Source organism: Natrarchaeobaculum sulfurireducens (assembly GCF_003430825.1).
Classification (GTDB): Archaea; Halobacteriota; Halobacteria; order Halobacteriales; family Natrialbaceae; genus Natrarchaeobaculum; species Natrarchaeobaculum sulfurireducens.
This window is the reverse complement of record NZ_CP024047.1, coordinates 999,986-1,021,115: the sequence shown is the minus strand read 5'-3', so window position 1 is coordinate 1,021,115 and position 21,130 is coordinate 999,986. Positions and strand designations below refer to the sequence as shown.

The following is a 21,130-nucleotide window of genomic DNA, read 5'->3' as shown; positions in this document are numbered from 1 at the left end:
CATGCTCGGTCCAGAGGTCCTCGCTGCGATGGGGTTCGCCGCCACCGCCGGGGTCGCGACGTTCTTTTCACCGTGTGCGTATGCCCTGTTGCCGGGCTATGTCGGCTTCTATACGAGTCAGACCGACGATCCGAGCCTCGGCGGGACCGTCGTCCGCGGTACGGTCGCGGCTGCGGGCGTCGTCGTCACTCTCTCTGCGCTACTCGGCGTGACGTTCTGGATCGGCCATCAGGCGTTCGAGAACCTGCTCGTCCTCGAGCCAGTGGTCGGCCTCGTCCTCGTCGCGTTTGGGGTCCTCATCCTGGCCGGAAAAGCACCCTCACTGTCGGTCGCGCTCCCCCAGCGACGCTCGAGCGTGCTCGGCTTCGGTATCTTCGGTGCGGGCTACGCCGTCGCCTCGGCGGGCTGTGTTGCCCCCATCTTCGTGACGGTTGGCGTCCAGGCGCTGTCGTTCCCGCCGGGCGAGGCGGCGCTCGTACTCGGCACCTACGTCGGCGGCATCGCGCTGTTGATGCTCTCGCTGACGGTCGCGACCGGAATGGGACTGCTCGCGGGTGCGAGTCGGTATGCAGCCTACAGCGGCCGCCTCCAGCAGCTCGCCGGCGTCGTCATGATTTTGGCCGGTATCGGCCAGCTCTACGTGGCTTACGCCGCCTCCGCATCGCTCTGAGGGGTGGCGCCCAACTATCGGTTCTCGGACTCTTCGGGCGCGTGCTGTTCGTCTTCGTCCTCGAGTTCCTCGAGCGCCTCGAGGTACTGTTCGGCGTCGTAGCGAACGTAGCCCGTATAGAGCAAGACTACGGCGAACAGGATCGCTGGCACCCCGAGCAACAAGAACAGTGCGGCCAGGATCGTGACCACGTCGGCCGGAATCGCAGCGATGCTCATTACTCGTTCGAACGGATGCTACGGCCGAAAGGGTTTCCGATAGTCGATCAAGTTCGACGCGCGAACGCGTCCAGATTCGACTGGACGCCAGCGGCGAGTTCGGACTTTCGTCGCAGGCGCTCGATAGAAATCGGTAGCTGGGTCGCAATCTCCTCGACCGCCCCGTGGAACGTCTCCGCCTCGCCGTAGGTTCCATCGAAGGCGTTACGGATGCTTTCACGGACCTGCCAGACGCCGACGGGTGCCCAGTAGTCGTCGCTGACCTCCCGAAGGACGAGACACTTCGCCTGTCGGCCGATCGACTCGAGATGCTCTAAGACGGCCAGTCTGGCCGCGTAGTACGCGCCGGCGGTTTCCTCGACGTAACTCGAGCGGCCCTCGTAGCCCTCGCTCGCGCTCTGGAGCCAGATGTCGCCTTCGGGGTTCGGGTTCCAGATGCTGCCGGGGGCTTTCATCTCGACGAGTTCGAACTCCCAGCTCCCGGGGGCGAGAATCACCCAGTACCGGTTGCCCATGTACTCGTTGGCCCACACCTGTACCTCGTCGACGCTCGGTTCGTTTCTGATACGCCCACGGAGGAACTTCCCGACGGTGTCGTCGACGGCGGTGATCGACCACCGGGTCGGGACGAGCCGACGCTGTGTCGCCTCGCCGAGCGCGCCCGCCGAGAGGATCGAGTTGATCTCGTAGACGTCGAAGCCCCGGCGATAGAGGTACGTCATCGCGCCCTGGGCCTGCCAGTCGTCGTCCTCGAGCGTCTTCTTGACCGGTTTGGGAACGTAGGGGTTCTCCCGAAGCTCGGCGTTTCGCGCGTTGGCTCGTGGGCCGCGGGGCGTCGCGACGTCGGTTCCCGGGTCGAGCCCGAGGTCGGGCGTCCCGTCGAGCCCGATCTCGAGGTCGACGGGGCGACCGGCGATGGCGACCTCGCGTTGGACCCCGACGAAGCCGTCCCAGGCGTCGTGGACGTTCGGCGTCAACCGGCTCGCGATCGAGGGTGAGTCGACGTCGGCCCGTTTGCTCGAGTTCAACAGTCCGGTCCGGCGCTGGAGGACGTCGCCGATGCCGTAGCCCTGCTGGTACCACGAGCCGTCGGTGACGTACTCCGACGCGGCGGCTTCGTCGCCCACGGGCGAGAGGAGTCCAACGGGGATATCCGGGTAGCTCGACCGCCCGACGAAGATGGACGGCGACGTCGAGCCCACGAGCGTATCGCCGCTCAACGCGTCGTCGAACCGCCGCTCGAAATCCGCTATGTGGTCCGTGATCGCGTAGGATTTCTCCTTTGCGAGGCGTCGTCGCTCGGCCTCCTCGTCGGGCTCGAGCTCCTCGATGTAGTCGTCGAGGCGCATTCACCGGACGTTCGCGTCGATCCGGTTTGAATGTTGAGTTCGACCGTCGGTCTCGGATTCGAGTCCGACCGACCGGTGTGGGTCGGCGCTCGAGTCTGAGGCCGGTCGCTGGACGCTCGAGCGGTCGGAAATGAAGTGTCAGAGGCACGGCCCACCCGGCGATCGGGCACTGTCACCGGCTGGCAGGCCGCAGGTTGACTGACTATCTGGATAGTAAAAGCTCTACAACAGCGTTTTCTGACCCAGAAAACACTGCCGGCTCGTGGTAAGAGAGACACCGAATCTCGGTCGTGATCGGCGTCATGGCTCGCAGGAACCACCGGCAACGTACTCGACGCCGTCTGGTCCGCGGCCGTTTACGGTCTGTCGACGAGGGGGCGAAAGGCAACCGTTAAAAACGACCGGCGGAAAAGAAGGGGTATGAGTACGACGGATGACCGACAGTCGCGCTCGTGCGTGTCCTGCGGTCTCAACATCGCAGGGACGAACGCGGCCGCGTTCAAGTGTCCCGACTGTGGCGTTCAGATCTACCGCTGTGCCAAGTGCCGGAAGCAGAGCAACCTCTATGAGTGCACCGACTGCGGATTCACTGGACCATAAGCTCAGACCATGGGAAAAGTAGCTGCCAAAATCAAGGTCATGCCGTCCAGCCCCGAAATCGACCTCGACGCGCTCCAGGAGCGTCTCGAGAGCGCCCTCCCCGAGGGTGCGAAGATCAACGGCGTCGAGCGTGAGGAAGTCGCGTTCGGCCTCGTCGCGCTCTACCCGACCGTGATCGTTCCCGACGGCTCCGGCGGAACGGAAACCGTCGAGGAAAGCTTCACGGACGTCGAGGGCGTCGAAAGCGTCGGCGTCGAGAACGTCGGCCGAATCTAACTTCGACCGGTTTCGAAGGACGTTCGACTTTTCATGACACCCCGTCGATAGCGGCTGCAACGGTCGTTGTTCGTCGAAGGAGAGCGCAGCGCGGTTGCGACCGTCGACGAACGCTCCTGTTGTGAACGACGTGGGCGGACGGACCCGGCGTCATCGGGAACGATCTCTCAGTGTCAACTGGTGCCAAAACGCTTAGGACAACACCCGGAAAACGTGGCGAGCGTGAACGTCCTGTCGGATCCGACGAAACGACGGTGGCTCGCGTGGGCTGCCCTCGCGACCGTCTTCTTGTTGGTCAACCTCCACCGACTTTCGACGGCCGTCCTCTCCGACCGGTTGACGACCGACTTCGAGACGACGGCGGCGCAGTTAGGAACCCTTCATGCGTCGTTTTTCCTCATCTACGCCGCCATCCAGATTCCGACCGGCGTCCTCGCCGACCGTGTCGGACCCCGGTACGTCGGCTCGATCGGTGCCGTCGTCCTCAGCGTCGGCGCGGTCGGCTTCGCGCTCAGCGAGAGCTACCTCCTTGCGTTCGTCTCTCGAGGACTCATCGGTCTCGGTAGCGGCGTCATCTTCGTCTCGATCCTGCGGTTCTGTGCGAACTGGTACCGGACCGACGAGTTCGCGACGATGGCGGGACTGACCGGGAGCGTCGCCGGCCTCGGTGCGATCCTCGCGACGACACCACTCGCCGTCACTGTCGACTCCTTCGGCTGGCGTCCCACCATCGTCGGGCTCGCCGTCGTCGGATTCGTCGCCGGTGGCGCGGTGTTCGTCCTCGCACGACAGTCGCCGGCCGACGCCGGCCTCGAGCCGATCGATGGAGTTCCTGAACAGCCCTCGGTATCGTTTACGGAAACCGGAAGTTACCTGCGGACGCTCGCGCGGGACAGAGACCAGTGGCTCCTCTCGGTGGTCTTCTTCGCGGGCAACGGGTCGATCCTGACGCTGCTCGGTCTGTGGGGCGTCCCCTATCTCGTCGTCGTCTACGAACTCGACGTCACGACGGCCTCGTATTTCACCCTGCTCGGCTCGGTCGGCCTCCTGGTCGGCCCGCCAGCCATTGGCTGGGTCTCGGATCGGCTGGGACGGCGCTTGCTCCCGATGACGGCGGGCATGGGGTTGCTCGCGGTTGCTTTTAGCGTCGTCCCCATCTTTGGAACGCCACCGCTGGCACTCATTGCCATCTCCTATCTCGGTGCTGGAGTGCTCTTTGGCTCGGCGATGCTGTCGTTGTCGGCCGTCAAAGAACGGTATCCCGCCGGTGCGAGTGGAGTCGCGACCGCAACCGTGAACACGGCCGGCTTCGCCGGGGCGACGATCCTTCCGACAGTAATGGGGGTCGCACTCGACGCCTACCAGACCGGCGAGACCGTCGAAGGAACCGTCGCCTACACCGAGTTCGGCTACCGGCTGGCGTTCGCCATCCTCGCTGCCTGTCTCCTGCTCGCGTTTTTCAGTTCGCTCTGGTTGCTCGCTCGAGACGGTCGCGACAGTTCGACGTCGGCCGACGCCTCGAGTCGGCTAGGTCCCTGATTCACGGTGAAACGAAGCGGGGACAGAACCCGTTCAGCCCCGGAATCGCTCGAGCCCGCTTTTGAGAAACGGTCCGAGCAGGACGACACAGATCAGCCCGAACAACAACGGGGAGAGCCAGCCGTACTCGAACGGATCGACGAAGATCATGTACGAGCCATCCGAGAGCTCGAGCGATCGGAACAGGTTGTCTTCGGCGATATCGCCGAGGACGACGCCGAGGACGAACGCGATCACCGAGTAGTTGTATCGGATCATGTAGAATCCGACCACCCCGAACAGCAACAGCGTCAGGACGTCGACCGGGTTGGTGTCAAGCGCGTACGTCCCGAGGAACGAGAGAACGATAACGACTGGAATAATGTAGTCAGTATCGATCTTCGTCAGGACGTCGAGTCTCGGTATCAGTGAGATACCGACCAGCAGGATGACGAGGTTCCCGATCAGTAACGCGAGCAACATCGCGTACGTGAGTGCGAGTTCACCACCGGGGTCGAACATGCTTTGACCGGGGCGGAGGTCGTGCATGAGTAATCCACCGATGAGGACCGCTGTCGAGGAGCTACCGGGGATTCCGAAAGAGATCGCTGGCACGAGCGATCCGGCAACGGTCCCGTTGTTCGACGCTTCGGAGGCGATAACGCCCGTTTCGTTGCCGGTCCCGAACGATCCGGGATCGTCGGAACTGCGGACGGCTTCGGAGTAGGCAATAAAATTCGAGACCGTCGCTCCCGCGCCAGGGATCGATCCGATGAGCATCCCGAGAAAGCCGGATTTGACCACCGTGACGGGTCGGTTGAGCGTCTCACGAATACCAGTCGAAACGCCACCACCGATGCGAACGTCGGCGTCGGCGATGCCGCCGTCCTGGCCGGCGAGTTTCATCATCTCCGCGATCGCGAACAGGCCAATGAGCACGGCCACGAAGTTGATCCCGTCGTAGAGGAGTATCGAATCCGTATACCGATTGTCGAGACTCATCGGCGCAGACCCGACCGTCGTGACTGCCAGCCCGGCTACGCCAGCGAGCAGCCCCTTGAGCATCGAGCCGCGGGTGACCACAGTGATCATCGCGAGACCGAGCACCGCAACGAGGAATCGCTCTGGCGTACCGACAGCCAGAACGACGGCGACCAGAAACGGCGAGAACGCCAACAGCGTGACGACGGTGATGATGCCAGCGATCGACGACGCCGTCGCGGAGATCGACAATGCTGTCGCTGCCCGTCCTTGTTCGGACATCGGATAGCCATCAAACATCGTGGCAGCCGACGACGAGACGCCCGGCGTGTTGATAAGGATCGCCGCGATCGAGCCGCCGTACATCGACCCGCTGTAGACGCTAATCAACAGGACGATCGCGTTCGTCGGCTCGAGCGGGAGCGTCAGCGGCAGAATGATCGCCATTCCGAGCGGCGGCCCGAGTCCGGGAAGGGCACCGACGACGATCCCGAGTAAGATTCCCGCGATGACCCACGCCATCGTCTCGGCCGTAAACAGCGTCTCGAGTGCGACGCCGAACGCCTCGAGGCTCACGCGGGGTCACCCCCGAGGAGCGTCGAAACCGGGAGGTCGGGGGCCACCGGAACCGGGAACCGCCAGCCGGTGTACCAGCCGACCGCGATCTCGGGCGTGACAGCGAGGAAGAACGCATAGGCGATGCCGAAGCTCCCGGCGACGAGAACGGTCGCCCGTGGGAGCGATAGCCTCGCCCAGAGCGCATACGCCCCGACGAAGATCGGCGTGGCATAGAGCATCCCGATCGTAAACGTCAACCCGGTGTACAGGACGCAGAGACCGGCGACGACGGCGGGGCCGCACGGATCGTCGACGTCGTAGGTGTAGCTGCCGGCAGAGTCGCGACTGGCTGACTGGTCGAGTTCAGCGTCCGCGGTCCCGGCAATATCTGCGCGCGTATCATCGCTCGAGAGTAGCTGAACGGGCGTGGTCGCCACCGAGCGAAGCGGACCCGGCAGATAGTTTCGCGCGAGTAACAGCGCCGAAAACACGACCATCGCCCCTGCAGTCACTCGCGGGAAGGTCGCTGCATCGGCCGAAAACTCTCGCGCACCCCAGATCATGTAGAGTCCAGAGAGCAAAAAGACCGACAGTAGCAGGTGCTCCATCGTTGGCCGTTCGCCCAACACGACGGTACCGGCGTCGGCGAGCGCGTCGAGAGCGGTTCGAAGTGTACGTGATAGTGTCGACTCCATCGCTAGTGTGCAGTGCCCATTGGGAGAGAGTTCGGGGGTTACTCCCGATCCTCTTCGATTCGCTGTTCGAACGTCTCGAAGTCGACGTTCGCCTCGAGGTCGTCGAGTGCGCTTTCGAGGATCGACGCTGTCTCGTCGAGACCACCGTACTCGACGATGTTACCGGTGTCTGCCTCCCACGCTTCGGTTTCCTCGTGGGTTGCTGCGTACTCGATCGCCTCAGCGAGATCGCGTCGGACCTCCTCGGGCGTGCCCGGCGGTGCGACGTGGGTCAGCTGGAACTCGGCGATGTACGAGAGGCTGTCGCCGTAGTTGGTGATCTGGTCGATCTCGGGGAACGCCTCGAGGTCGGTGTCCATGAGGTTCACGACGGCGCTAACGTCACCGGAGTCGACGGCGTCGGCCGCCGAGGTGTTCGTCGCAATCCCGGCCGGCACTTCACCCGAGATAACCGCCTCGTTGACCGCACCACCGCCGTCGTACGGGACAGCGGTGTCCCACTCGAGGTCGTACTCGTCCCGGAGGAGATAGGAGACCGCGTGACTGTCGTGGCCGACGCCCTGGAACGCGAACGAATCGATCTCGCCGTCCGCGTAGGCGTCTTGCAGCCCACCGAAGTCGTCGATCCCGTACTCGTCGTTGACGATGATCGTGTACCCGAAGACCCCGGAGTAAGCGATGGGGTCGAAGTCGGTGGGCTCCCAGTCGTCGATCCCTTGGATGCGCCACCCGAACTGCCAGCTGGGCGTGTTCCCCGTACCGAAGACGTAGCCGTCGTCGGGCTGGTTGAGGAGCCACTCCATCCCAGAGAGTCCACCAGCACCCGGCTCGTTACGTACTTCGATCGATTCGTCGAGCGCCTCCTCGGCCAACGGGGCCAGCTGTCGTGCGTACGTGTCGGTCCCACCACCTTCCGACCAGGGGATCATCCACGTCAGCGAGTCCGATGGGAACGACCCCGACGCCTGCCCGTCGTCGAGACAGCCAGCCATACCGGTTAGAGAGATCGCAGACGTTGCACCGAGTCCAGTCACAAACGTTCGTCGATTCACGACTGTCTCTTGTCGCTGGCGTCCTGATAAGACTGGGCACTTCTGCAAGAGTTACAGCTATCAATTACAGAAATAAACAATAATGCTGATTTTAGACTGACTATTGTCCAAAATCGAGCCCATTGGTATCGCCACCCACGAAAAACCATGGCAACCTGCCACTCGAGGTCACGGCCTGGGTCAGACTCACCTCACTGTTGTTTGTTCACGTTCGCGCCGAGGTCCGCCTCGGAGACGATCTTGGCCCCGATCGCCGAGAGATCGACGGTGACGTCGCCGGGGACCACCTTGCTAATCTCGTCGACGTTCCCCGCAAGCACCGTCAGGATGTCATCGGGATTGGCATAGAGGAGCATGTTTCCGTCCTGGCCCTCCGCGACGAGCTGGGTATCGTTGAGCACCACCTGGTCGTTCTGGATCGTCGCTGCGACGACTGGCAACGCCGCCGGCTTTCCCTGTTCGTCGTCGCGAACGCGACGGATGTGGACCTCTCCAAGGTCGAGGACCTCCTTGTGTTCCTGGATAACCTCGGCACAGGCAACCATGTCTTCGAGCAGGTCCGTCTTCTGCTCGGCAGCGCCGTGGTCGCCCTCGAGACAGTGCTGGCAGACGCGAAGTTCGAGACGCATTGGAACGTCGTTGGCACTCGAGCCCGATGAGAATTCCGTTTCGACGAGTCGACGACGCGAGGCGGGGTCGATCCACCGCAGGCCGCAGTTAGCAACTCGAGTCGACGATCTCGCGAAGACGGTCGCTGTCGGCCTGTACGTATCCGCCGTGGTGACAGACGACGTGTTCGATCTCGAGATCCGCGAGTCCGGCGACCGACTCGAGTGCGCGGTTCATATCGGGAGTGAACTCGGGGTTCGGCCCGGAGAGTGAGGCCGCACCGTCGGCGACGAGTGCGTCACCAGCGATCAACAACCCGCCCGCAGGGAAGTGCAGAGAGATGTGGCCGGGCGCGTGGCCCGGCGTCTCCACGACGTCCATCGGTCCTGCGAGGGTCGGCACGCGAACGCCGTCGGTGAGTTCGAGGTCGACGGCAACCGGTGGGTATCGGTCGCCGTCGCCCTTGATCGGCTCGCGGTCGCCCGTGACATACGGCGCTTCCTCGCGATGGGCCGCGACGACCGCATCGGTGTGGTCTAAGAGTTCGTCGAGTCCGCCCGCGTGGTCACCGTCGTGGTGAGTGAGGACGACCAACCAGACGTCCGCGAGGTCGTAGCCGATGGCCGTGAGGTGCGTCCGAAGGGCGTCGACGGCACCATCGGGACCGACGTCGATCAGGACGACCCCACGGTCGGTCTCGACGGCCGTCGGGGTGATCGTGAACTCGAGGCCGCCGTACTCGACGTCGAACGGTAACGTGTGGACGCCGGCGTCGTCTCGGTCGCTCATACACCCCGGTTCGACGGACGGTATCGTGTAGCTGGCGGTCTCGGTGTTCGCTGGGGGGCCTGCGAACGTTTCCCATCCGAATAGTTGAACTGCACGGCAACCGAGGTGTCGGGTACACGATGCGAACGACGAACTCGCCGTGGGTGATCCTGGGACTGGTGCTGAGTGGGCTGGCACTCCCGTCCGTCCTGGTGTACGCAGTCGGTCACGGTGACGTCCTTTCACTGGCGATCCTCGGAGTACTGCTCGGGGTCCTCGCGTCCAGTATCGCCTCCACGAGCGACTATCTCGGCTCGAGTCGATCCACGGGGAAGACCGCTGAAACCGGCTCGATCCAGCACGGCATCGATCACTCGATCGACGTCGACGGTCGGGCCGTCGACGTGTCCGATCTCGAGCGCCAGGCCCGTCCTGTACACTCACGGTATGTTATCGTTTCAGGTCCCAAGTCGGTCCTCGAGCAGCGCTGCGAGTGCCTCCGAGAGTTCAACGAGGTACAGCGTCCCCCACGTCGCGACCAGTAATGCACCGACGACGTTGAAGATCATGTCGACGATCGTGTCGTCGATGCCGTGTTGGGCGAGCACCGGCTCCATCCCGAGTGCGAGCGCCCCCTGATCGACGATGAACTCGAGGATTTCCCAGATCACGCCGATCGCGAGGATAAACGCGATGAGGAACGTAAACATCGCCCACGGCGGGAGATGGATCGAACGCTCGTGGAGGTGGATCGCCCGTAACACGGCGTAGCCGGCGGCGGCAACGACCGACGCGGAAAGCGTGTGCGTGAGGTGGTCATACGGGGCGATGGCATCGTACAGAGCAACCGTTCCGAGGGTGTGAAAGAAGACCGCACTCGCGACCCAGAGGGCGAGCCCGGGCTCGATCGGCAACGCGTAGTTCCGTCGGAGTAGTGCGGGGATGAACGTGATGGCGATTGCAAGCGCCGCGTTCGTCAGTACCGGGAGGTCCCGGACGAACAGCCCGTAGACGAAAATCCCGACCAGAACGAGTTGCATCGCTCGAGTGAGTGCCCGCTGTCGAGCGATCGGGATTCCGAGACGGTCGCTCAAGACGACAGCGTCGACCGATCGGTCATCGTCACCGTCGTGGTGAGGTGGTGATGAACCGGCCACTCGGGGGTGGGTCTCGGTGTCGGATAGGCGAAAGTGCACGAAGACGACGAAGCCAGCGAGGAGCCCGGCGACGACGGCGTAGCTAAACTCGATCATCACGGCCGCATTGATCGCATCCTGGCTGCGACCGTCGAGTAAGAACGTCGTTCCCAACAGGGTATCCGACGTCCACCGGAAAATGTTCAGTAGCCCGATCATCGCGAGCGTCACCACGACGGTGAGAACGACGCTGAACCACGGGACGAGTCGAAGCGAGGTGAACCGGTGGAGTTCAACGACGGCGAGGAGGCCGAGCGTTCCGAGCGCCAGTGCTGGCACGATACCCGTGACGAGCGGCTGTGGACCGAACGCCTCCCAGAGGACGGGAAGCGCGACCAAGAAAACGAAGTACCACGGTGGCATGACGGTCAGATCGCGAAACCTGATCGCGGGCGCAGTCGCAACCGCGACCGCGACGAGCGCAAACAGCACCGATGCGTACGCCTCGAGCCAGCCGCCACCGATCGCACCCAGGACAAGCAGTCCCACGAGGAGCCACGAAAGCGCCGCGTTACGTGAGGACTCGGGGAACATCGCCGCAAGTCGGTCGGTGGTTTCCATCACCGACCGCCTCCGTACGGCGTGTCGCTCGAACGCGTACCCGGACGTCGAGGCAAAAACATGGAGCGGAGCACTCCCCTCCCGGCTGGAGGGGAATTACTCATCCGTACCGTCGGCGGTCGAGCCACCGAAAACGTCCCCAGTGAGTTCCGCGACGCGACTGCTCGTTCTGTCGATGTCGACGACGAAATCAACGTCGAACGGATACGTAACCGGAAGAACGGGGGCGGGAAACTGGCCACTCGAGTCGAGCGCACCAGCGACGCTCCGTGGCTGTTCGGCGACAGTTCTGGCTTCGGGACTGCCGTCTTCGGGGACAGCGATCGTCTCGTACATTATCCCTGAGAGGTAAGGCGGGGAACATAAATCCACCCCGTTTACCAGCCCCGACGCTCACACGTCGGCCGTTCGTGAGCGTACTGTCACCCCCCGGTGTCTCTCGGCCGCATCAGCTATTCCAGCGACGCCTCGAACGCACGATTTAGGTCCCCGATCAGGTCGTCGACGTGTTCGATGCCGACGGAGACGCGGATCAGGCTGTCGGTCAATCCGGCCTCGAGTCGCTCTTCGCGGGGAATCGCAGCGTGAGTCATCGGCGCGGGCTGTTCGATCAGGCTCTCGACGCCGCCGAGACTCTCCGCGAGCGTGAACACCTCGGTGCTCGAGACGACCTCGCTTGCCTCCTCGAGGCTGGCGTCGAGTTCGAAACTCAGCATGCCGCCGAAATCGTCCATCTGTTCGCTGGCGATCTCGTGGCCGGGGTGGCTCTCGAGCCCCGGATAGTGGACGCGGTCGACGCGTGGGTGGCCCTGGAGCCAGGCGGCGATCTCGCTTGCGTTCCGGCAGTGACGGTCCATCCGGACGGGCAGCGTCTTGGTTCCGCGGAGGACGAGGAAGGACTCGAAGGGGCCGGGCGTCGCGCCGACGGCGTTCTGGTAGAACCCAATGCGCTCGTCGAGGTCGCTGTCGTTTGTGAGGAGGGCACCGCCGACGACGTCCGAGTGGCCCCCGAGGTACTTGGTCAGCGAGTGTGAGACGATATCGGCTCCGAGATCCAGCGGCCGCTGGAGATACGGCGTCGCGAACGTGTTGTCGATCGCACACAGTGCGTCGTTCGCGTGGGCGATCTCGGCTGCACCCTCGATGTCGACGATCGACATGAGCGGATTGGTGGGTGTCTCGAGCCACAGCAGTTCCGTCTCCTCGCGGAATGCGTCCTCGATCGCTTCGAGGTCGGTCATGTCGACGAACGTAAAATCGAGGTCGTAGTCCTCATAGACCTGGGTGAAGATGCGGTGGGTGCCGCCGTAGACGTCGTTGCCCGTGACGACGTGATCGCCCGCCGAAAGCAGGTTGAGAACGGTGTTGATCGAAGCCATCCCGCTGGCGAAACAGCGACCGTACTCGGCGTTCTCGAGGCTCGCGAGATTCGCCTCGAGGTCAGTTCGGGTGGGGTTGCCCGTCCGCGAGTACTCGTAGCCGCGGTGGTCGCCTGGAGCGTCTTGCTCGTACGTCGAGTTCGCGTGGATCGGCGTCATCAGCGCACCCGTCTCTTCGTCGGGGTGCTGTCCGGCGTGAATCGAGCGGGTCTCGATTCGATACTCCATGTCGTGTCGGCCATCGCCGTCGGTCATATCCCAGGCATCGTACTCGAGGTGGTTAGCTGTGTCCACTCGGGCCGGTTCGACGATACGCCGACGTGTGTGACCACGGCACGTCGACGCCTGCGCGAATACGTGTGTTTTATAACCGTCAGCGGCTAACCGCGTCGTACGACTATGCCGAACTCTAATGGCCCTCGTCAGGGAACCCGGAACAAACTCGCGAACGATCCTCGAGAGCGCGGCACGTCTCCGCCACAGCGTGCGATTCAGCAGTACGAGGACGGTGAGATGGTCCATCTCAAGATCGACCCAAGCGTCTCCAAAGGCCGCTTCCACCCGCGCTTTGACGGCCACACCGGAGAGGTCGTCGGCAAACAGGGCAACGCGTTCAAGGTCCGCATCGACGACGGCGGCAAAGAGAAGACGCTGATCGTCACCGCGGCCCACATGCGTGCCCAGGACCGATCCGAAGAACGCGTCTAAGCCAGTATGACGATCTTCAAGGAGATCGTCGACGAGGAGTATCTGACGATCTCGGAGGCGAAAGAGCTCCTCGCCGACATCGAAGCCGAACGCGCACTGGACGAGGATCGCGAGCTGCGCTATGAACTCGCACGAGCGATCGAGCACGTCAACCGCTTCGCCGCGCTGGACCCCGAAGAGGCCCAGGAACTCGTCGCCGAACTCGAGGAACTCGAGAAGGTCGACGAGCCTACGGCGTACAAAATCGCGAACCTCCTGCCGCGCAACCGCGACGAGCTCCGAGCGGTGTTCGCACAGCAGCGGTACTCGCTGTCGGGTGACGAACTCGACGAGATCCTCAACGTCGTCGCACAGTACGCCTGAAGCGGTCCGTTGTGTCGTGCCAGATTCTTGGGATACCGACGAGAGAGGGCGTCGGTACGACGGAACCCACAGACACCAGTCCGTTCGAACGACGGCACGCAGGTCGGGTGGATCGTCGCCGGTTCCGTCACTCTCGAACCCGCGCTGCGATCGATCGTATGAAAGCGGGCCGACTCTTTAAGTAGGCCGTTCCCGTACCGTGTTACAATGAGCGAAGCGGAAGGCGACGAGACCGACGTTCGCCGTGCAGTCGTGTTGGACTACCTCGCACACGGACTCTCTGACGACGCACGGCCACAGTACGAAAAGTCACCGGCCGGATACGCCATGCGTATCGACGACTTCCAGCTCTACGAAGTCGCGTTCGACGAAGCGGTACGGCTTACGATCGGCAGCGATGTCGTCGTCGAGCCACCCGAAGAACGCGACGTCGTCATCGAGTGCCAGGAGGTCGAGTACGACGATCTTTCGTCGGGGGCGAAGACGGAACTCGAGTACGTCGTCGAAGATCTCGTCGAGGAACACGAACGGCGGTTCGTCGACTTCTACAACGACGCCCAGCCGATCACGCTCCGGCTCCACCAGCTAAATCTCTTGCCGGGGATCGGAAAGAAACTACGAAACGGCATCCTCGACGAACGAAAACGCAAGCCGTTCGGAAGTTTCGACGAACTCTCCGAACGGGTCTCGGGCCTGCACGACCCGGACGAGATCATCGTCGAGCGGATCCTCGAGGAGCTTCGTGACGACGATCTGAAGTACCAGACGTTCGTGGGTCGACGCGACGGTGCCCAGGAGTAACGAGCCGATATCAGAGGACTGTTCTCTCGAGTTGACGTCGTCGGTGGCTCCCCCAGTTACCAGTCGTAGCAGACGGCGACCGGATGGTCGTTCGGGCAGCGACTCCACACGTGGCGATACCGCGAGGACGCATCCGACTCGTCCTCGCGCTGGTCGTCGGCCGAGACGTTCGTCACGGAGACCACGACAGCCGAGTGGGGGAGCCCGAACAGTACGTCGTGTTGGCAAGCTGGACACGCGACGGTCGTCGGTCCGCCGTCCGATTGCTGTTCCATATCCGATAGCCTCGGGCTATCGGTATAGGTGGGCGTACTAACAGTGACAACTCTGAAGTCGCTCACGCTCGCTGACCCGTCGGTCGGGGTCGCCGAATTCGGTGTCAGATCGAACGCTCGAGACGGTGCGTTTACACCTGCCCCGGTCAAACTTCGGCCAATGAGAGATCCCGACGCGCTGATCGCCCGGGCCGGCGTCCGTGGCGACCCGGACCGCGACCAGCACTTTCTCGTCGACGACCGCGTCCTCGACCGATTACCGACCTATCTAGAAGACATCGAGGCCGACACCGGCCACCTGCTCGAGATCGGCGGCGGGACAGGGGCGCTCACTGACCGATTGCTCGCCGTCGGCGACGAGGTGACCGTCGTCGAACGCGACCCGAAACTCGCGGCGTTCCTGCGCGAGGAGTTCCGCGAGGAGGTCGAGTCGGGTCGGCTGACGGTGATCGAGGGTGACGCCCTCGAGGTCGACCTCCCCGAGTTTACGGCCTCGGTGTCGAACCTCCCCTACGGCGTCTCGAGCGAGATCGCGTTTCGACTCTTCCCCGAGAAGCGGCCGCTGGTCCTGATGTTCCAACAGGAGTTCGCCGAGCGAATGGTCGCCGAACCGGGCACCTCGGCATACGGTCGACTCTCGGTCTCGAGCCAGCACTACGCGGCCGTCGAACTCGTCGAGTCGATCCCAAAGGAAGCGTTTTCGCCGCCACCAGCCGTCCAGAGTGCGGTCGTTCGTGCTGAGCCACGTGCGCCCGACTATGCGGTCGACGACGAGGCTTTTTTCCTCCGGTTCGTGAAGGCGCTGTTCACCCAGCGGCGAAAGACGATCCGGAACGCGATTCGGAACACGGCTCACATCTCCGGGCTCACGGAGCCGGAGGCAGTCGTCGAGGCCGCCGACGAGGAGGTCCTTCGCAAACGGGCGGGCGCGATGGCACCGGCCGAATTCGCCGCGCTGGCGCAACTCGCCCTCGAGACGAGCGGGCTCGAGTCGAACGGCTGAGCGACCGATCGATCCGGTGAGTCGGCGACCGCCGACCGACGGATACTCAAAGCTTCACGAACGAAAAGCCTCGAGAGCCGACGAAATATGTCAGACGTACTGGTCGGATTCGACTCGGCACTCGGCAGTATCGAGTCGACGGAGCTGAAATTCGCCATCTCGGTTGCGGCCCTTGGACTGCTGGTGTTCGTCTTGCTCACCTATCGGAGCCTGCAGTCGTGGATTAGCAGCCGAAGCCGACCACTGTACGGCGATCTCGTCTCGACCGTCCTCCTCGTCGGCACCTGTGCGTTCGTTCTCGCCGTCGTCCTGGGGGTGTGGGAACAGACGGGGACGGTCCGCGATGCCTACACGGACCACGGAATCGACAGCGCACTCGTGCCAAATGCGATCGCCTCGTTCATCTTGCTCGTCGGGACGCTGATCGTCACGCGGTTCATCCGCCGGCTCATCGACGAAGTTCTCGGATCATCGTCGGCCGTCACGGCCCACCAGCGCGAGATTAGCCACCGGGTTGCCCAGGTTATCATCTGGTCGGTGTCGCTCGTGGTCGTCCTCGGGGTCTGGATCGACGACCTTGGGGGTCTCCTCGTCGGGGCCGGCTTTCTGGGGATCGTCGTCGGGATGGCCGCTCGCCAGACGCTTGGGACGGTCCTCGCAGGCTTCGTCATGATGTTCGACCGGCCGTTCGAGATCGGCGACTGGGTCGTCGTCGACGACGAACAGGGGATCGTCACCGACATCTCCATCGTCAACACCCGCATCCGCTCGTTCGACGGCGAGTACATCATGATCCCCAACGACGTCATCGCCTCGAGCATGGTGACGAATCGCTCGAAACGCGGCCGTCTGCGCATCGAAATCGACGTCGGGGTCGACTACGACACGGACGTCGAACACGCCGCTTCGCTCGCCGAATCGACCGTCGCCGACCTCGAGGTCGCGCTATCGGCGCCGAGCCCACGGGTCGTCAGCAAGGAGTTCGGCGACTCAGCGGTCGTCCTCGGTGTGCGCTTCTGGATCGACGATCCGAGCGCCAGACGCGTCTCGAACGCCCGAACGGCCGCGATCAACGCGATCAAACGCGAGTACGACGACGCGGGAATCACCATCCCCTACCCACAGCGCCAGCTCTCCGACCGACCGAGAGCGGACAGTACGAAGGTCACCGACGATGGTGGCCACGCCGGCCCGGACCGCCGCGATGACCGAGAGCGAGAGCTGACGCCACGAGAAGACGACTGACTCGACTGAATCCGACCGATGACACTCAGAGATCGACGCGATATCGAGACGGACGTGTACCAGCCAGCCGAAGACTCGCAGTTGCTCGCCGACGTCGTCTGCGAGCGACTCGCCGCCGACCCCGACGACGCGATCCTCGAGGTCGGGACGGGCTCTGGCTACGTCGCTGGACGGATCAGCGAGGTGACCGACGCGCGTGTGGTCGCCTCGGACCTGAACCCCCACGCCGTCCGGCAAGCCCGTGGCGAGGGCGTCGAGTCGGTCCGTGCCGACCTCGTCTCCCCGTTCGCCAACGACGCGTTCGACGTCGTGGCGTTCAACCCGCCGTATCTGCCGACGGACCCCGAAAACGAGTGGGACGACTGGATGGAACGGGCCCTCTCGGGCGGCGAAGACGGCCGTGCGGTGATCGACCCGTTTCTCGAGCGCGTCGGCCGCGTCCTCGCCCCCGACGGCGTCGTCTACCTGCTCGTAAGCAGTCTCACCGGCGTCGACGAGGTCGCCGAACGCGCCGGCGAGGCAGGATTCAGCGCCGTCGCCGTTGCCGACGAGTCGTTTCCGTTCGAGACGCTGACCGTCCTCGAGTTGTTCGAGTGATCGACGACGCTACGCGTCTCCCTCGGCCGGTTCGTCGCGCTGAGTGGCGGATACCTCATCGGTGCCGTTACCGCCCGACCGAGCTGCGTTGAGCGCGAGGAGGACAAGCACGACGCCGAGGACGCGAACCGCCGTCACGAAGTCGTCGTTCCAGTCGACGGCTTCGGGGTTTTCGTAGGCGATTTCGGCGCCGAACTCGAGGTAGCGGTCGGGAAACAGCGCGACGACGACGCCAGCGACGCCTCCGATGCCCAGCAGCCAGCGATACGTGCGCCCGCCGACGACGCTCGCCAGCGCGTACAGGGTACCTTCCGCCCGGATCGCCGGGACGATGTATGGGTTCGCCGTACACTCCTCGGGGTTCTCGAGGGCAACGTTCTCGAAGGCCTCGAGGACCGAGTCGGGAAACAGTGCCATACCGAAACGTTTCAGCGCAACTACCTTAACGGTACGAGCTGGTTCCCTCGCCCTGAGAGGGTCGAGCGGACAGTGTCAGGCCTGCTCGAGCACGCCAAGTCGTTTGCCGAGCAGTTCCGACTCGAAGAACGCCACCCGGCCATCGGGCCACTCGATGGCGTCCTCCAGCGGATACCGTTCTCGAGCAGCCCCGAGGTCGTCAGTGGCGAGCAGACACGAACACGGCCCATCGGGGAATGTCTCGAGGCGACCGGCCAGCCAGCCGTCACTCCCCGACGCGGGCGTCGCGAACGCGATGGGGAATCCGGGAACGGCGGCGACCGTCCCGAAATCAGGGACCGTCCCACGGATCGGTGTCGGAATCCGGTAGCAGTCACGAAACAGGTCGATGGCGGCCTCGAGATCATGGACTCCGAGGACGACCTGTGCGATACCGGTCAGGGGACCGTCGGCGACGCTCGCGCTTGGTTCGACGCGGGCTGACAGCGGTGTCCGGTCCGCGATGGCGAACGGGAGGAGGAGTCGGTCCTCCTCGGTTCCGAACTCGGCGCGATCCCACTCGAGAAGTGTCCCATCGTCGCGCTCGCGCGAGTCGGATAGCGGTCCACGAACGGGGACCCCACGCTCGAGCATCCGTTTGCACGTCTCGACGACGTCCGGGACGCGAACGCACCACGCGGCCGGGCCAGCGTCCGCCCGGATGTGTGCGGGCCAGAAGTCGTGATCACCCTCGGTACGTTCTGCGATGAGTTCGACGTACGATCGGTCGCCGAAGCCGAGGACGGACATGTGAGTGACCTCGTTGCCATGGACGCCACCGTACTCGGGTGTGAGCCCTAGTCGGGTGAACTCGTCGCTAATCGCCTCGAGGTCGCTGTACGCGAAGGGAACGTGGTCGATTTGCATACCACCGCTGGGGGCGCTGGCACGATAACACCCCGGCTCTGTGAGGCGACGACTCGGAACATGCAAAAATTACTGGAATGCATCATAGTGGATGGAAAATATTAAGCGTCGGTATAGCCTAGCCCGGCCTACGATGACTGAGTACGTTTCGACCACGCCCGGGTGTTATCCGCTCCCGGACTGGGCGAAAGACGACCTCTCGGATCTGAAAGGCCACCAGAAACACGATCTCATCGGCGGTGACGAACGCGAAGAGATCGTCACCGTCTACGACGAGGCCCGCGAGGAACTGATCGGCGTCCAGCAAGACGCTGGCCTCGACCGAATCGTCGAGGGACAACTACGGTGGGACGACATGATCGCCCACCCGCTGGCCGTCCACGACGCCGTCGAGACCCGCGGTATCGTCCGCTACTACGACAACAACAACTTCTACCGCGAGCCCGTCGTCCAGGGCGACCTCGACTTCTCCGGTGACGTCGCAGGCGAACTCGAGGCCGCGGCCGAACTCGTCGACGACGGCCTGCAGGCCGTTCTCCCCGGCCCGTACTCGCTCGCCGACCTCGCGACGGACGAACAGTACGGCGACGAGGCCGACTTCCTGGCTGCGATCGCCGACTTCCTCGCCGGCGAGGTCGACGCGTTCCCCGCCGTCGAGACGCTGTTCTTGCTCGAGCCTTCGCTCGTCGAGAACGCGCCCGACGACGGTCTCGACGAACGCGCAAGCGAGGCGATCGATCAGGTCGCCGCCGCGACGGACGCCGACGTTATCGTCCAGCCCTACTGGGGGGCACTCGAGGAGAAGGTCTACGCTCACCTGCTCGACGCCGACGTCGAGGCAGTCGGCTTCGATTTCGTCGCCGACCAGGACCAGAACCTCTACAACATCCAGGAGTACGGCGCGACCGACGACGTCTCGCTCGGCCTCGCAGACGGGCAGAACACGCTCGTCGAGGACCCCGAAGCGATCCGCGACCGGGTCGACTGGGTGTTCGACCAGCTGCCAGTCTCGGAGTTCGAGACCGTCTATCTCACGACGAACACGGAGACGTTCTACCTACCCTATGCTAAACACGAGGAGAAACTCGCCGTCCTCGCCGAAGCCGCGGAACTCGCGGAGGTGACCGCCGCATGAGCAACGAGAACAAAGATCAGTTCCGACCTGAGGGCCACGAGAACGAGCACTTCCTGCTGTCGACCGTCGTCGGCAGCTACCCCAAACCCAAGTGGCTCAACCGCGCAAAGGAACTCTATGAGGACCCCGACCACACGTTCGACGCCGACGACTACCAGGAGGCGACAGACGACGCTGCCCGTCTGATTACGCAGGAACACGAGCGTGCGGGCTTAGACGTCGTCGTCGACGGCGAGATGCGCCGAAACGAGATGGTCGAGTTCTTCGCCCACCGAATCGAGGGCTACGAGTTCAACGGCCCGGTCAAGGTCTGGGGACACAACTACTTCGATAAGCCCTCCGTCGTCTCGGAAGTCGAGTACACCGACTCCTGGCTCGTCGACGAGTACGAGTTCACCGCGAGCGCGACCGACCGCCCGGTCAAGGTGCCGATCACCGGCCCGTACACGCTCGCCAACTGGTCGTTCAACGAAGCCTACGACGACGACGATGACCTGACACTCGACCTCGCAGACCTCGTCAACGAGGAGATCGAAAAGCTCGTCGAGGCCGGTGCCCGCTACATCCAGATCGACGAACCCGCGCTCGCGACCACGCCCGACGACCACGCTATCGTCGGCGAGGCACTCGAACACATCGTCGCCGACATCCCCGAGGAGGTCCGCATCGGCCTGCACGTCTGTTACGGCGACTACTCGCGGATCTACCCCGAGATCCTCGAGTTCCCCGTCGACGAGTTCGACCTCGAACTCGCAAACGGCGATTACGACCAACTCGACGTCTTCAAAGACCCCGAGTTCACGGCCGATCTCGCACTCGGCGTCACGGACGTCCACGTCGCCGACGTCGAATCCGTCGAGCAGATCGAAGAAAACATCGAAAAGGGCCTCGAGATCGTCCCGCCGGAACAGCTCGTCGTCTCACCTGACTGCGGCGTAAAACTGCTCCCACGTGAGGTCGCCTACGGCAAGATGGCAAACATGGTCGAAGCCGCCCGCAACGTCGAGGCCAAACTCGACGCCGGCGAAATCGACCTCGAGCGAGCGCACGCCCCGGCAGACGACTAACGGCCCCGCTTTCGATCTCGACCCGCCGGTTTTCCGCAGTTGTACCGAGTTCGAGTCCTGAATGTACGCTCGTAGTGTGTAGATATTGCCATACTTGCCAATCGTGTGGAATGCACACACGAGTCGACGACATCGACGTCACCTGGTAACCCGACTGTCTAATAACCTATAGGTGTCGTCCGG

At 63.6% G+C, this 21,130-nt stretch carries 26 protein-coding genes; 12 read left to right on the top strand and 14 right to left on the bottom strand.

Features of this window, described 5'->3' with window-relative positions; genetic code table 11:
- Window position 1: 1 nt before the first annotated feature.
- On the top strand, window positions 2–670 hold the full coding sequence (locus AArc1_RS06225) for a cytochrome c biogenesis CcdA family protein (RefSeq protein ID WP_117363556.1): 669 nt from the start codon (window positions 2–4) through the stop codon (window positions 668–670).
- Window positions 671–684: 14 nt separating this feature from the next.
- Here the strand turns inward: AArc1_RS06225 and AArc1_RS06220 are convergent, their stop codons facing one another.
- Together AArc1_RS06220 and nreA are read right to left on the bottom strand one after the other, a co-directional pair.
- The gene (locus AArc1_RS06220; protein ID WP_117363555.1) at window positions 685–888 is read right to left on the bottom strand and encodes a hypothetical protein; all 204 of its coding nucleotides are present in this window, start codon (window positions 886–888) and stop codon (window positions 685–687) included.
- Between the two features lie 47 nt (window positions 889–935).
- Window positions 936–2,237 (bottom strand): DNA repair protein NreA, encoded by a 1,302-nt coding sequence (nreA, locus tag AArc1_RS06215; RefSeq protein ID WP_117363554.1) that lies wholly within the window; start codon window positions 2,235–2,237, stop codon window positions 936–938.
- Window positions 2,238–2,657: 420 nt separating this feature from the next.
- Between nreA and AArc1_RS06210 the strand changes: the two genes are divergently transcribed.
- From AArc1_RS06210 to AArc1_RS06200, 3 genes are all read left to right on the top strand, one after another.
- Window positions 2,658–2,837 (top strand): HVO_2753 family zinc finger protein, encoded by a 180-nt coding sequence (locus AArc1_RS06210; RefSeq protein WP_117363553.1) that lies wholly within the window; start codon window positions 2,658–2,660, stop codon window positions 2,835–2,837.
- Window positions 2,838–2,846: 9 nt separating this feature from the next.
- A complete protein-coding gene (locus tag AArc1_RS06205; RefSeq protein WP_117363552.1) occupies window positions 2,847–3,113 on the top strand; it encodes an elongation factor 1-beta in 267 nt (88 codons plus the stop codon).
- Window positions 3,114–3,335: 222 nt separating this feature from the next.
- Window positions 3,336–4,652: an MFS transporter gene (locus AArc1_RS06200; protein WP_117365797.1), complete on the top strand. Its 1,317-nt coding sequence runs from the start codon at window positions 3,336–3,338 to the stop codon at window positions 4,650–4,652.
- A gap of 33 nt (window positions 4,653–4,685) precedes the next feature.
- On the opposite strand, the gene AArc1_RS06195 is transcribed toward AArc1_RS06200, so the two are convergent.
- The 9 genes from AArc1_RS06195 to AArc1_RS06155 all read right to left on the bottom strand — a co-directional run bounded on the left by AArc1_RS06195 (window position 4,686) and on the right by AArc1_RS06155 (window position 12,685).
- Window positions 4,686–6,188 carry a tripartite tricarboxylate transporter permease gene (locus AArc1_RS06195; protein WP_117363551.1) on the bottom strand — a complete coding sequence of 501 codons (1,503 nt, stop codon included), beginning with the start codon at window positions 6,186–6,188 and terminating at the stop codon, window positions 4,686–4,688.
- Window positions 6,185–6,865: a tripartite tricarboxylate transporter TctB family protein gene (locus AArc1_RS06190; RefSeq protein ID WP_117363550.1), complete on the bottom strand. Its 681-nt coding sequence runs from the start codon at window positions 6,863–6,865 to the stop codon at window positions 6,185–6,187. The genes AArc1_RS06195 and AArc1_RS06190 overlap by 4 nt, the downstream gene beginning before the upstream one ends.
- A 38-nt stretch (window positions 6,866–6,903) precedes the next feature.
- Window positions 6,904–7,917: a Bug family tripartite tricarboxylate transporter substrate binding protein gene (locus AArc1_RS06185; protein WP_117363549.1), complete on the bottom strand. Its 1,014-nt coding sequence runs from the start codon at window positions 7,915–7,917 to the stop codon at window positions 6,904–6,906.
- A gap of 191 nt (window positions 7,918–8,108) precedes the next feature.
- Window positions 8,109–8,546, bottom strand: coding sequence for a hypothetical protein (locus tag AArc1_RS06180; RefSeq protein WP_117363548.1), 438 nt, complete (start codon window positions 8,544–8,546; stop codon window positions 8,109–8,111).
- Between the two features lie 88 nt (window positions 8,547–8,634).
- Window positions 8,635–9,315, bottom strand: coding sequence for an MBL fold metallo-hydrolase (locus AArc1_RS06175; protein WP_117363547.1), 681 nt, complete (start codon window positions 9,313–9,315; stop codon window positions 8,635–8,637).
- Between the two features lie 221 nt (window positions 9,316–9,536).
- Entirely contained in the window at window positions 9,537–9,734 is a 198-nt protein-coding gene (locus AArc1_RS06170) for a hypothetical protein (protein WP_117363546.1), read from the bottom strand.
- Between the two features lie 18 nt (window positions 9,735–9,752).
- The gene (locus tag AArc1_RS06165; protein ID WP_117363545.1) at window positions 9,753–11,051 is read right to left on the bottom strand and encodes a hypothetical protein; all 1,299 of its coding nucleotides are present in this window, start codon (window positions 11,049–11,051) and stop codon (window positions 9,753–9,755) included.
- Between the two features lie 96 nt (window positions 11,052–11,147).
- Window positions 11,148–11,387 carry a hypothetical protein gene (locus AArc1_RS06160; protein ID WP_117363544.1) on the bottom strand — a complete coding sequence of 80 codons (240 nt, stop codon included), beginning with the start codon at window positions 11,385–11,387 and terminating at the stop codon, window positions 11,148–11,150.
- A 116-nt stretch (window positions 11,388–11,503) separates the two neighbouring features.
- A complete protein-coding gene (locus tag AArc1_RS06155; protein WP_117365796.1) occupies window positions 11,504–12,685 on the bottom strand; it encodes a cystathionine gamma-synthase in 1,182 nt (393 codons plus the stop codon).
- Between the two features lie 144 nt (window positions 12,686–12,829).
- Here AArc1_RS06155 and AArc1_RS06150 point away from each other — a divergent pair, with 144 nt between their 5' ends.
- From AArc1_RS06150 to AArc1_RS06140, 3 genes are all read left to right on the top strand, one after another.
- Window positions 12,830–13,138, top strand: a complete 309-nt coding sequence (locus AArc1_RS06150) for a 50S ribosomal protein L21e (protein WP_117363543.1) — start codon at window positions 12,830–12,832, stop codon at window positions 13,136–13,138.
- A gap of 6 nt (window positions 13,139–13,144) precedes the next feature.
- Window positions 13,145–13,501, top strand: a complete 357-nt coding sequence (locus AArc1_RS06145; RefSeq protein WP_117363542.1) for an RNA polymerase Rpb4 family protein — start codon at window positions 13,145–13,147, stop codon at window positions 13,499–13,501.
- Window positions 13,502–13,708: 207 nt separating this feature from the next.
- The gene (locus AArc1_RS06140) at window positions 13,709–14,302 is read left to right on the top strand and encodes a DUF655 domain-containing protein (protein WP_117363541.1); all 594 of its coding nucleotides are present in this window, start codon (window positions 13,709–13,711) and stop codon (window positions 14,300–14,302) included.
- Between the two features lie 56 nt (window positions 14,303–14,358).
- Here the strand turns inward: AArc1_RS06140 and AArc1_RS06135 are convergent, their stop codons facing one another.
- Window positions 14,359–14,577 carry a hypothetical protein gene (locus AArc1_RS06135; RefSeq protein ID WP_117363540.1) on the bottom strand — a complete coding sequence of 73 codons (219 nt, stop codon included), beginning with the start codon at window positions 14,575–14,577 and terminating at the stop codon, window positions 14,359–14,361.
- A 160-nt stretch (window positions 14,578–14,737) separates the two neighbouring features.
- On the opposite strand from AArc1_RS06135, the gene AArc1_RS06130 reads away from it, so the two are divergent.
- The 3 genes from AArc1_RS06130 to AArc1_RS06120 all read left to right on the top strand — a co-directional run bounded on the left by AArc1_RS06130 (window position 14,738) and on the right by AArc1_RS06120 (window position 17,422).
- Window positions 14,738–15,580, top strand: a complete 843-nt coding sequence (locus AArc1_RS06130) for a 16S ribosomal RNA methyltransferase A (protein WP_117365795.1) — start codon at window positions 14,738–14,740, stop codon at window positions 15,578–15,580.
- Between the two features lie 87 nt (window positions 15,581–15,667).
- Complete coding sequence (locus AArc1_RS06125; protein ID WP_117363539.1) at window positions 15,668–16,825, top strand: mechanosensitive ion channel family protein; 1,158 nt, start codon at window positions 15,668–15,670, stop codon at window positions 16,823–16,825.
- Window positions 16,826–16,843: 18 nt separating this feature from the next.
- Entirely contained in the window at window positions 16,844–17,422 is a 579-nt protein-coding gene (locus tag AArc1_RS06120; protein ID WP_117363538.1) for a HemK2/MTQ2 family protein methyltransferase, read from the top strand.
- 9 nt (window positions 17,423–17,431) lie between these two features.
- On the opposite strand, the gene AArc1_RS06115 is transcribed toward AArc1_RS06120, so the two are convergent.
- Both AArc1_RS06115 and AArc1_RS06110 read right to left on the bottom strand, forming a co-directional pair.
- A complete protein-coding gene (locus AArc1_RS06115) occupies window positions 17,432–17,839 on the bottom strand; it encodes a hypothetical protein (RefSeq protein WP_117363537.1) in 408 nt (135 codons plus the stop codon).
- Between the two features lie 75 nt (window positions 17,840–17,914).
- On the bottom strand, window positions 17,915–18,745 hold the full coding sequence (locus tag AArc1_RS06110; protein ID WP_117363536.1) for a VOC family protein: 831 nt from the start codon (window positions 18,743–18,745) through the stop codon (window positions 17,915–17,917).
- 133 nt (window positions 18,746–18,878) lie between these two features.
- Between AArc1_RS06110 and AArc1_RS06105 the strand changes: the two genes are divergently transcribed.
- Together AArc1_RS06105 and AArc1_RS06100 are read left to right on the top strand one after the other, a co-directional pair.
- Entirely contained in the window at window positions 18,879–19,880 is a 1,002-nt protein-coding gene (locus AArc1_RS06105) for a 5-methyltetrahydropteroyltriglutamate--homocysteine methyltransferase (protein ID WP_117363535.1), read from the top strand.
- Complete coding sequence (locus AArc1_RS06100; RefSeq protein WP_117363534.1) at window positions 19,877–20,947, top strand: methionine synthase; 1,071 nt, start codon at window positions 19,877–19,879, stop codon at window positions 20,945–20,947. The genes AArc1_RS06105 and AArc1_RS06100 overlap by 4 nt, the downstream gene beginning before the upstream one ends.
- Window positions 20,948–21,130 lie beyond the last annotated feature (183 nt).

Coding starts and splice junctions, on each gene's coding strand:
- AArc1_RS06225 (WP_117363556.1), top strand. CDS start 2: ATGCTCGGTCCAGAGGTCCTCGCTGCGATGGGGTTCGCCGCCACCGCC.
- AArc1_RS06220 (WP_117363555.1), bottom strand. CDS start 888: ATGAGCATCGCTGCGATTCCGGCCGACGTGGTCACGATCCTGGCCGCA.
- nreA (WP_117363554.1), bottom strand. CDS start 2,237: ATGCGCCTCGACGACTACATCGAGGAGCTCGAGCCCGACGAGGAGGCC.
- AArc1_RS06210 (WP_117363553.1), top strand. CDS start 2,658: ATGAGTACGACGGATGACCGACAGTCGCGCTCGTGCGTGTCCTGCGGT.
- AArc1_RS06205 (WP_117363552.1), top strand. CDS start 2,847: ATGGGAAAAGTAGCTGCCAAAATCAAGGTCATGCCGTCCAGCCCCGAA.
- AArc1_RS06190 (WP_117363550.1), bottom strand. CDS start 6,865: ATGGAGTCGACACTATCACGTACACTTCGAACCGCTCTCGACGCGCTC.
- AArc1_RS06180 (WP_117363548.1), bottom strand. CDS start 8,546: ATGCGTCTCGAACTTCGCGTCTGCCAGCACTGTCTCGAGGGCGACCAC.
- AArc1_RS06175 (WP_117363547.1), bottom strand. CDS start 9,315: ATGAGCGACCGAGACGACGCCGGCGTCCACACGTTACCGTTCGACGTC.
- AArc1_RS06165 (WP_117363545.1), bottom strand. CDS start 11,051: ATGGAAACCACCGACCGACTTGCGGCGATGTTCCCCGAGTCCTCACGT.
- AArc1_RS06160 (WP_117363544.1), bottom strand. CDS start 11,387: ATGTACGAGACGATCGCTGTCCCCGAAGACGGCAGTCCCGAAGCCAGA.
- AArc1_RS06155 (WP_117365796.1), bottom strand. CDS start 12,685: ATGACCGACGGCGATGGCCGACACGACATGGAGTATCGAATCGAGACC.
- AArc1_RS06150 (WP_117363543.1), top strand. CDS start 12,830: ATGCCGAACTCTAATGGCCCTCGTCAGGGAACCCGGAACAAACTCGCG.
- AArc1_RS06145 (WP_117363542.1), top strand. CDS start 13,145: ATGACGATCTTCAAGGAGATCGTCGACGAGGAGTATCTGACGATCTCG.
- AArc1_RS06140 (WP_117363541.1), top strand. CDS start 13,709: ATGAGCGAAGCGGAAGGCGACGAGACCGACGTTCGCCGTGCAGTCGTG.
- AArc1_RS06135 (WP_117363540.1), bottom strand. CDS start 14,577: ATGGAACAGCAATCGGACGGCGGACCGACGACCGTCGCGTGTCCAGCT.
- AArc1_RS06130 (WP_117365795.1), top strand. CDS start 14,738: ATGAGAGATCCCGACGCGCTGATCGCCCGGGCCGGCGTCCGTGGCGAC.
- AArc1_RS06125 (WP_117363539.1), top strand. CDS start 15,668: ATGTCAGACGTACTGGTCGGATTCGACTCGGCACTCGGCAGTATCGAG.
- AArc1_RS06120 (WP_117363538.1), top strand. CDS start 16,844: ATGACACTCAGAGATCGACGCGATATCGAGACGGACGTGTACCAGCCA.
- AArc1_RS06115 (WP_117363537.1), bottom strand. CDS start 17,839: ATGGCACTGTTTCCCGACTCGGTCCTCGAGGCCTTCGAGAACGTTGCC.
- AArc1_RS06110 (WP_117363536.1), bottom strand. CDS start 18,745: ATGCAAATCGACCACGTTCCCTTCGCGTACAGCGACCTCGAGGCGATT.
- AArc1_RS06105 (WP_117363535.1), top strand. CDS start 18,879: ATGACTGAGTACGTTTCGACCACGCCCGGGTGTTATCCGCTCCCGGAC.
- AArc1_RS06100 (WP_117363534.1), top strand. CDS start 19,877: ATGAGCAACGAGAACAAAGATCAGTTCCGACCTGAGGGCCACGAGAAC.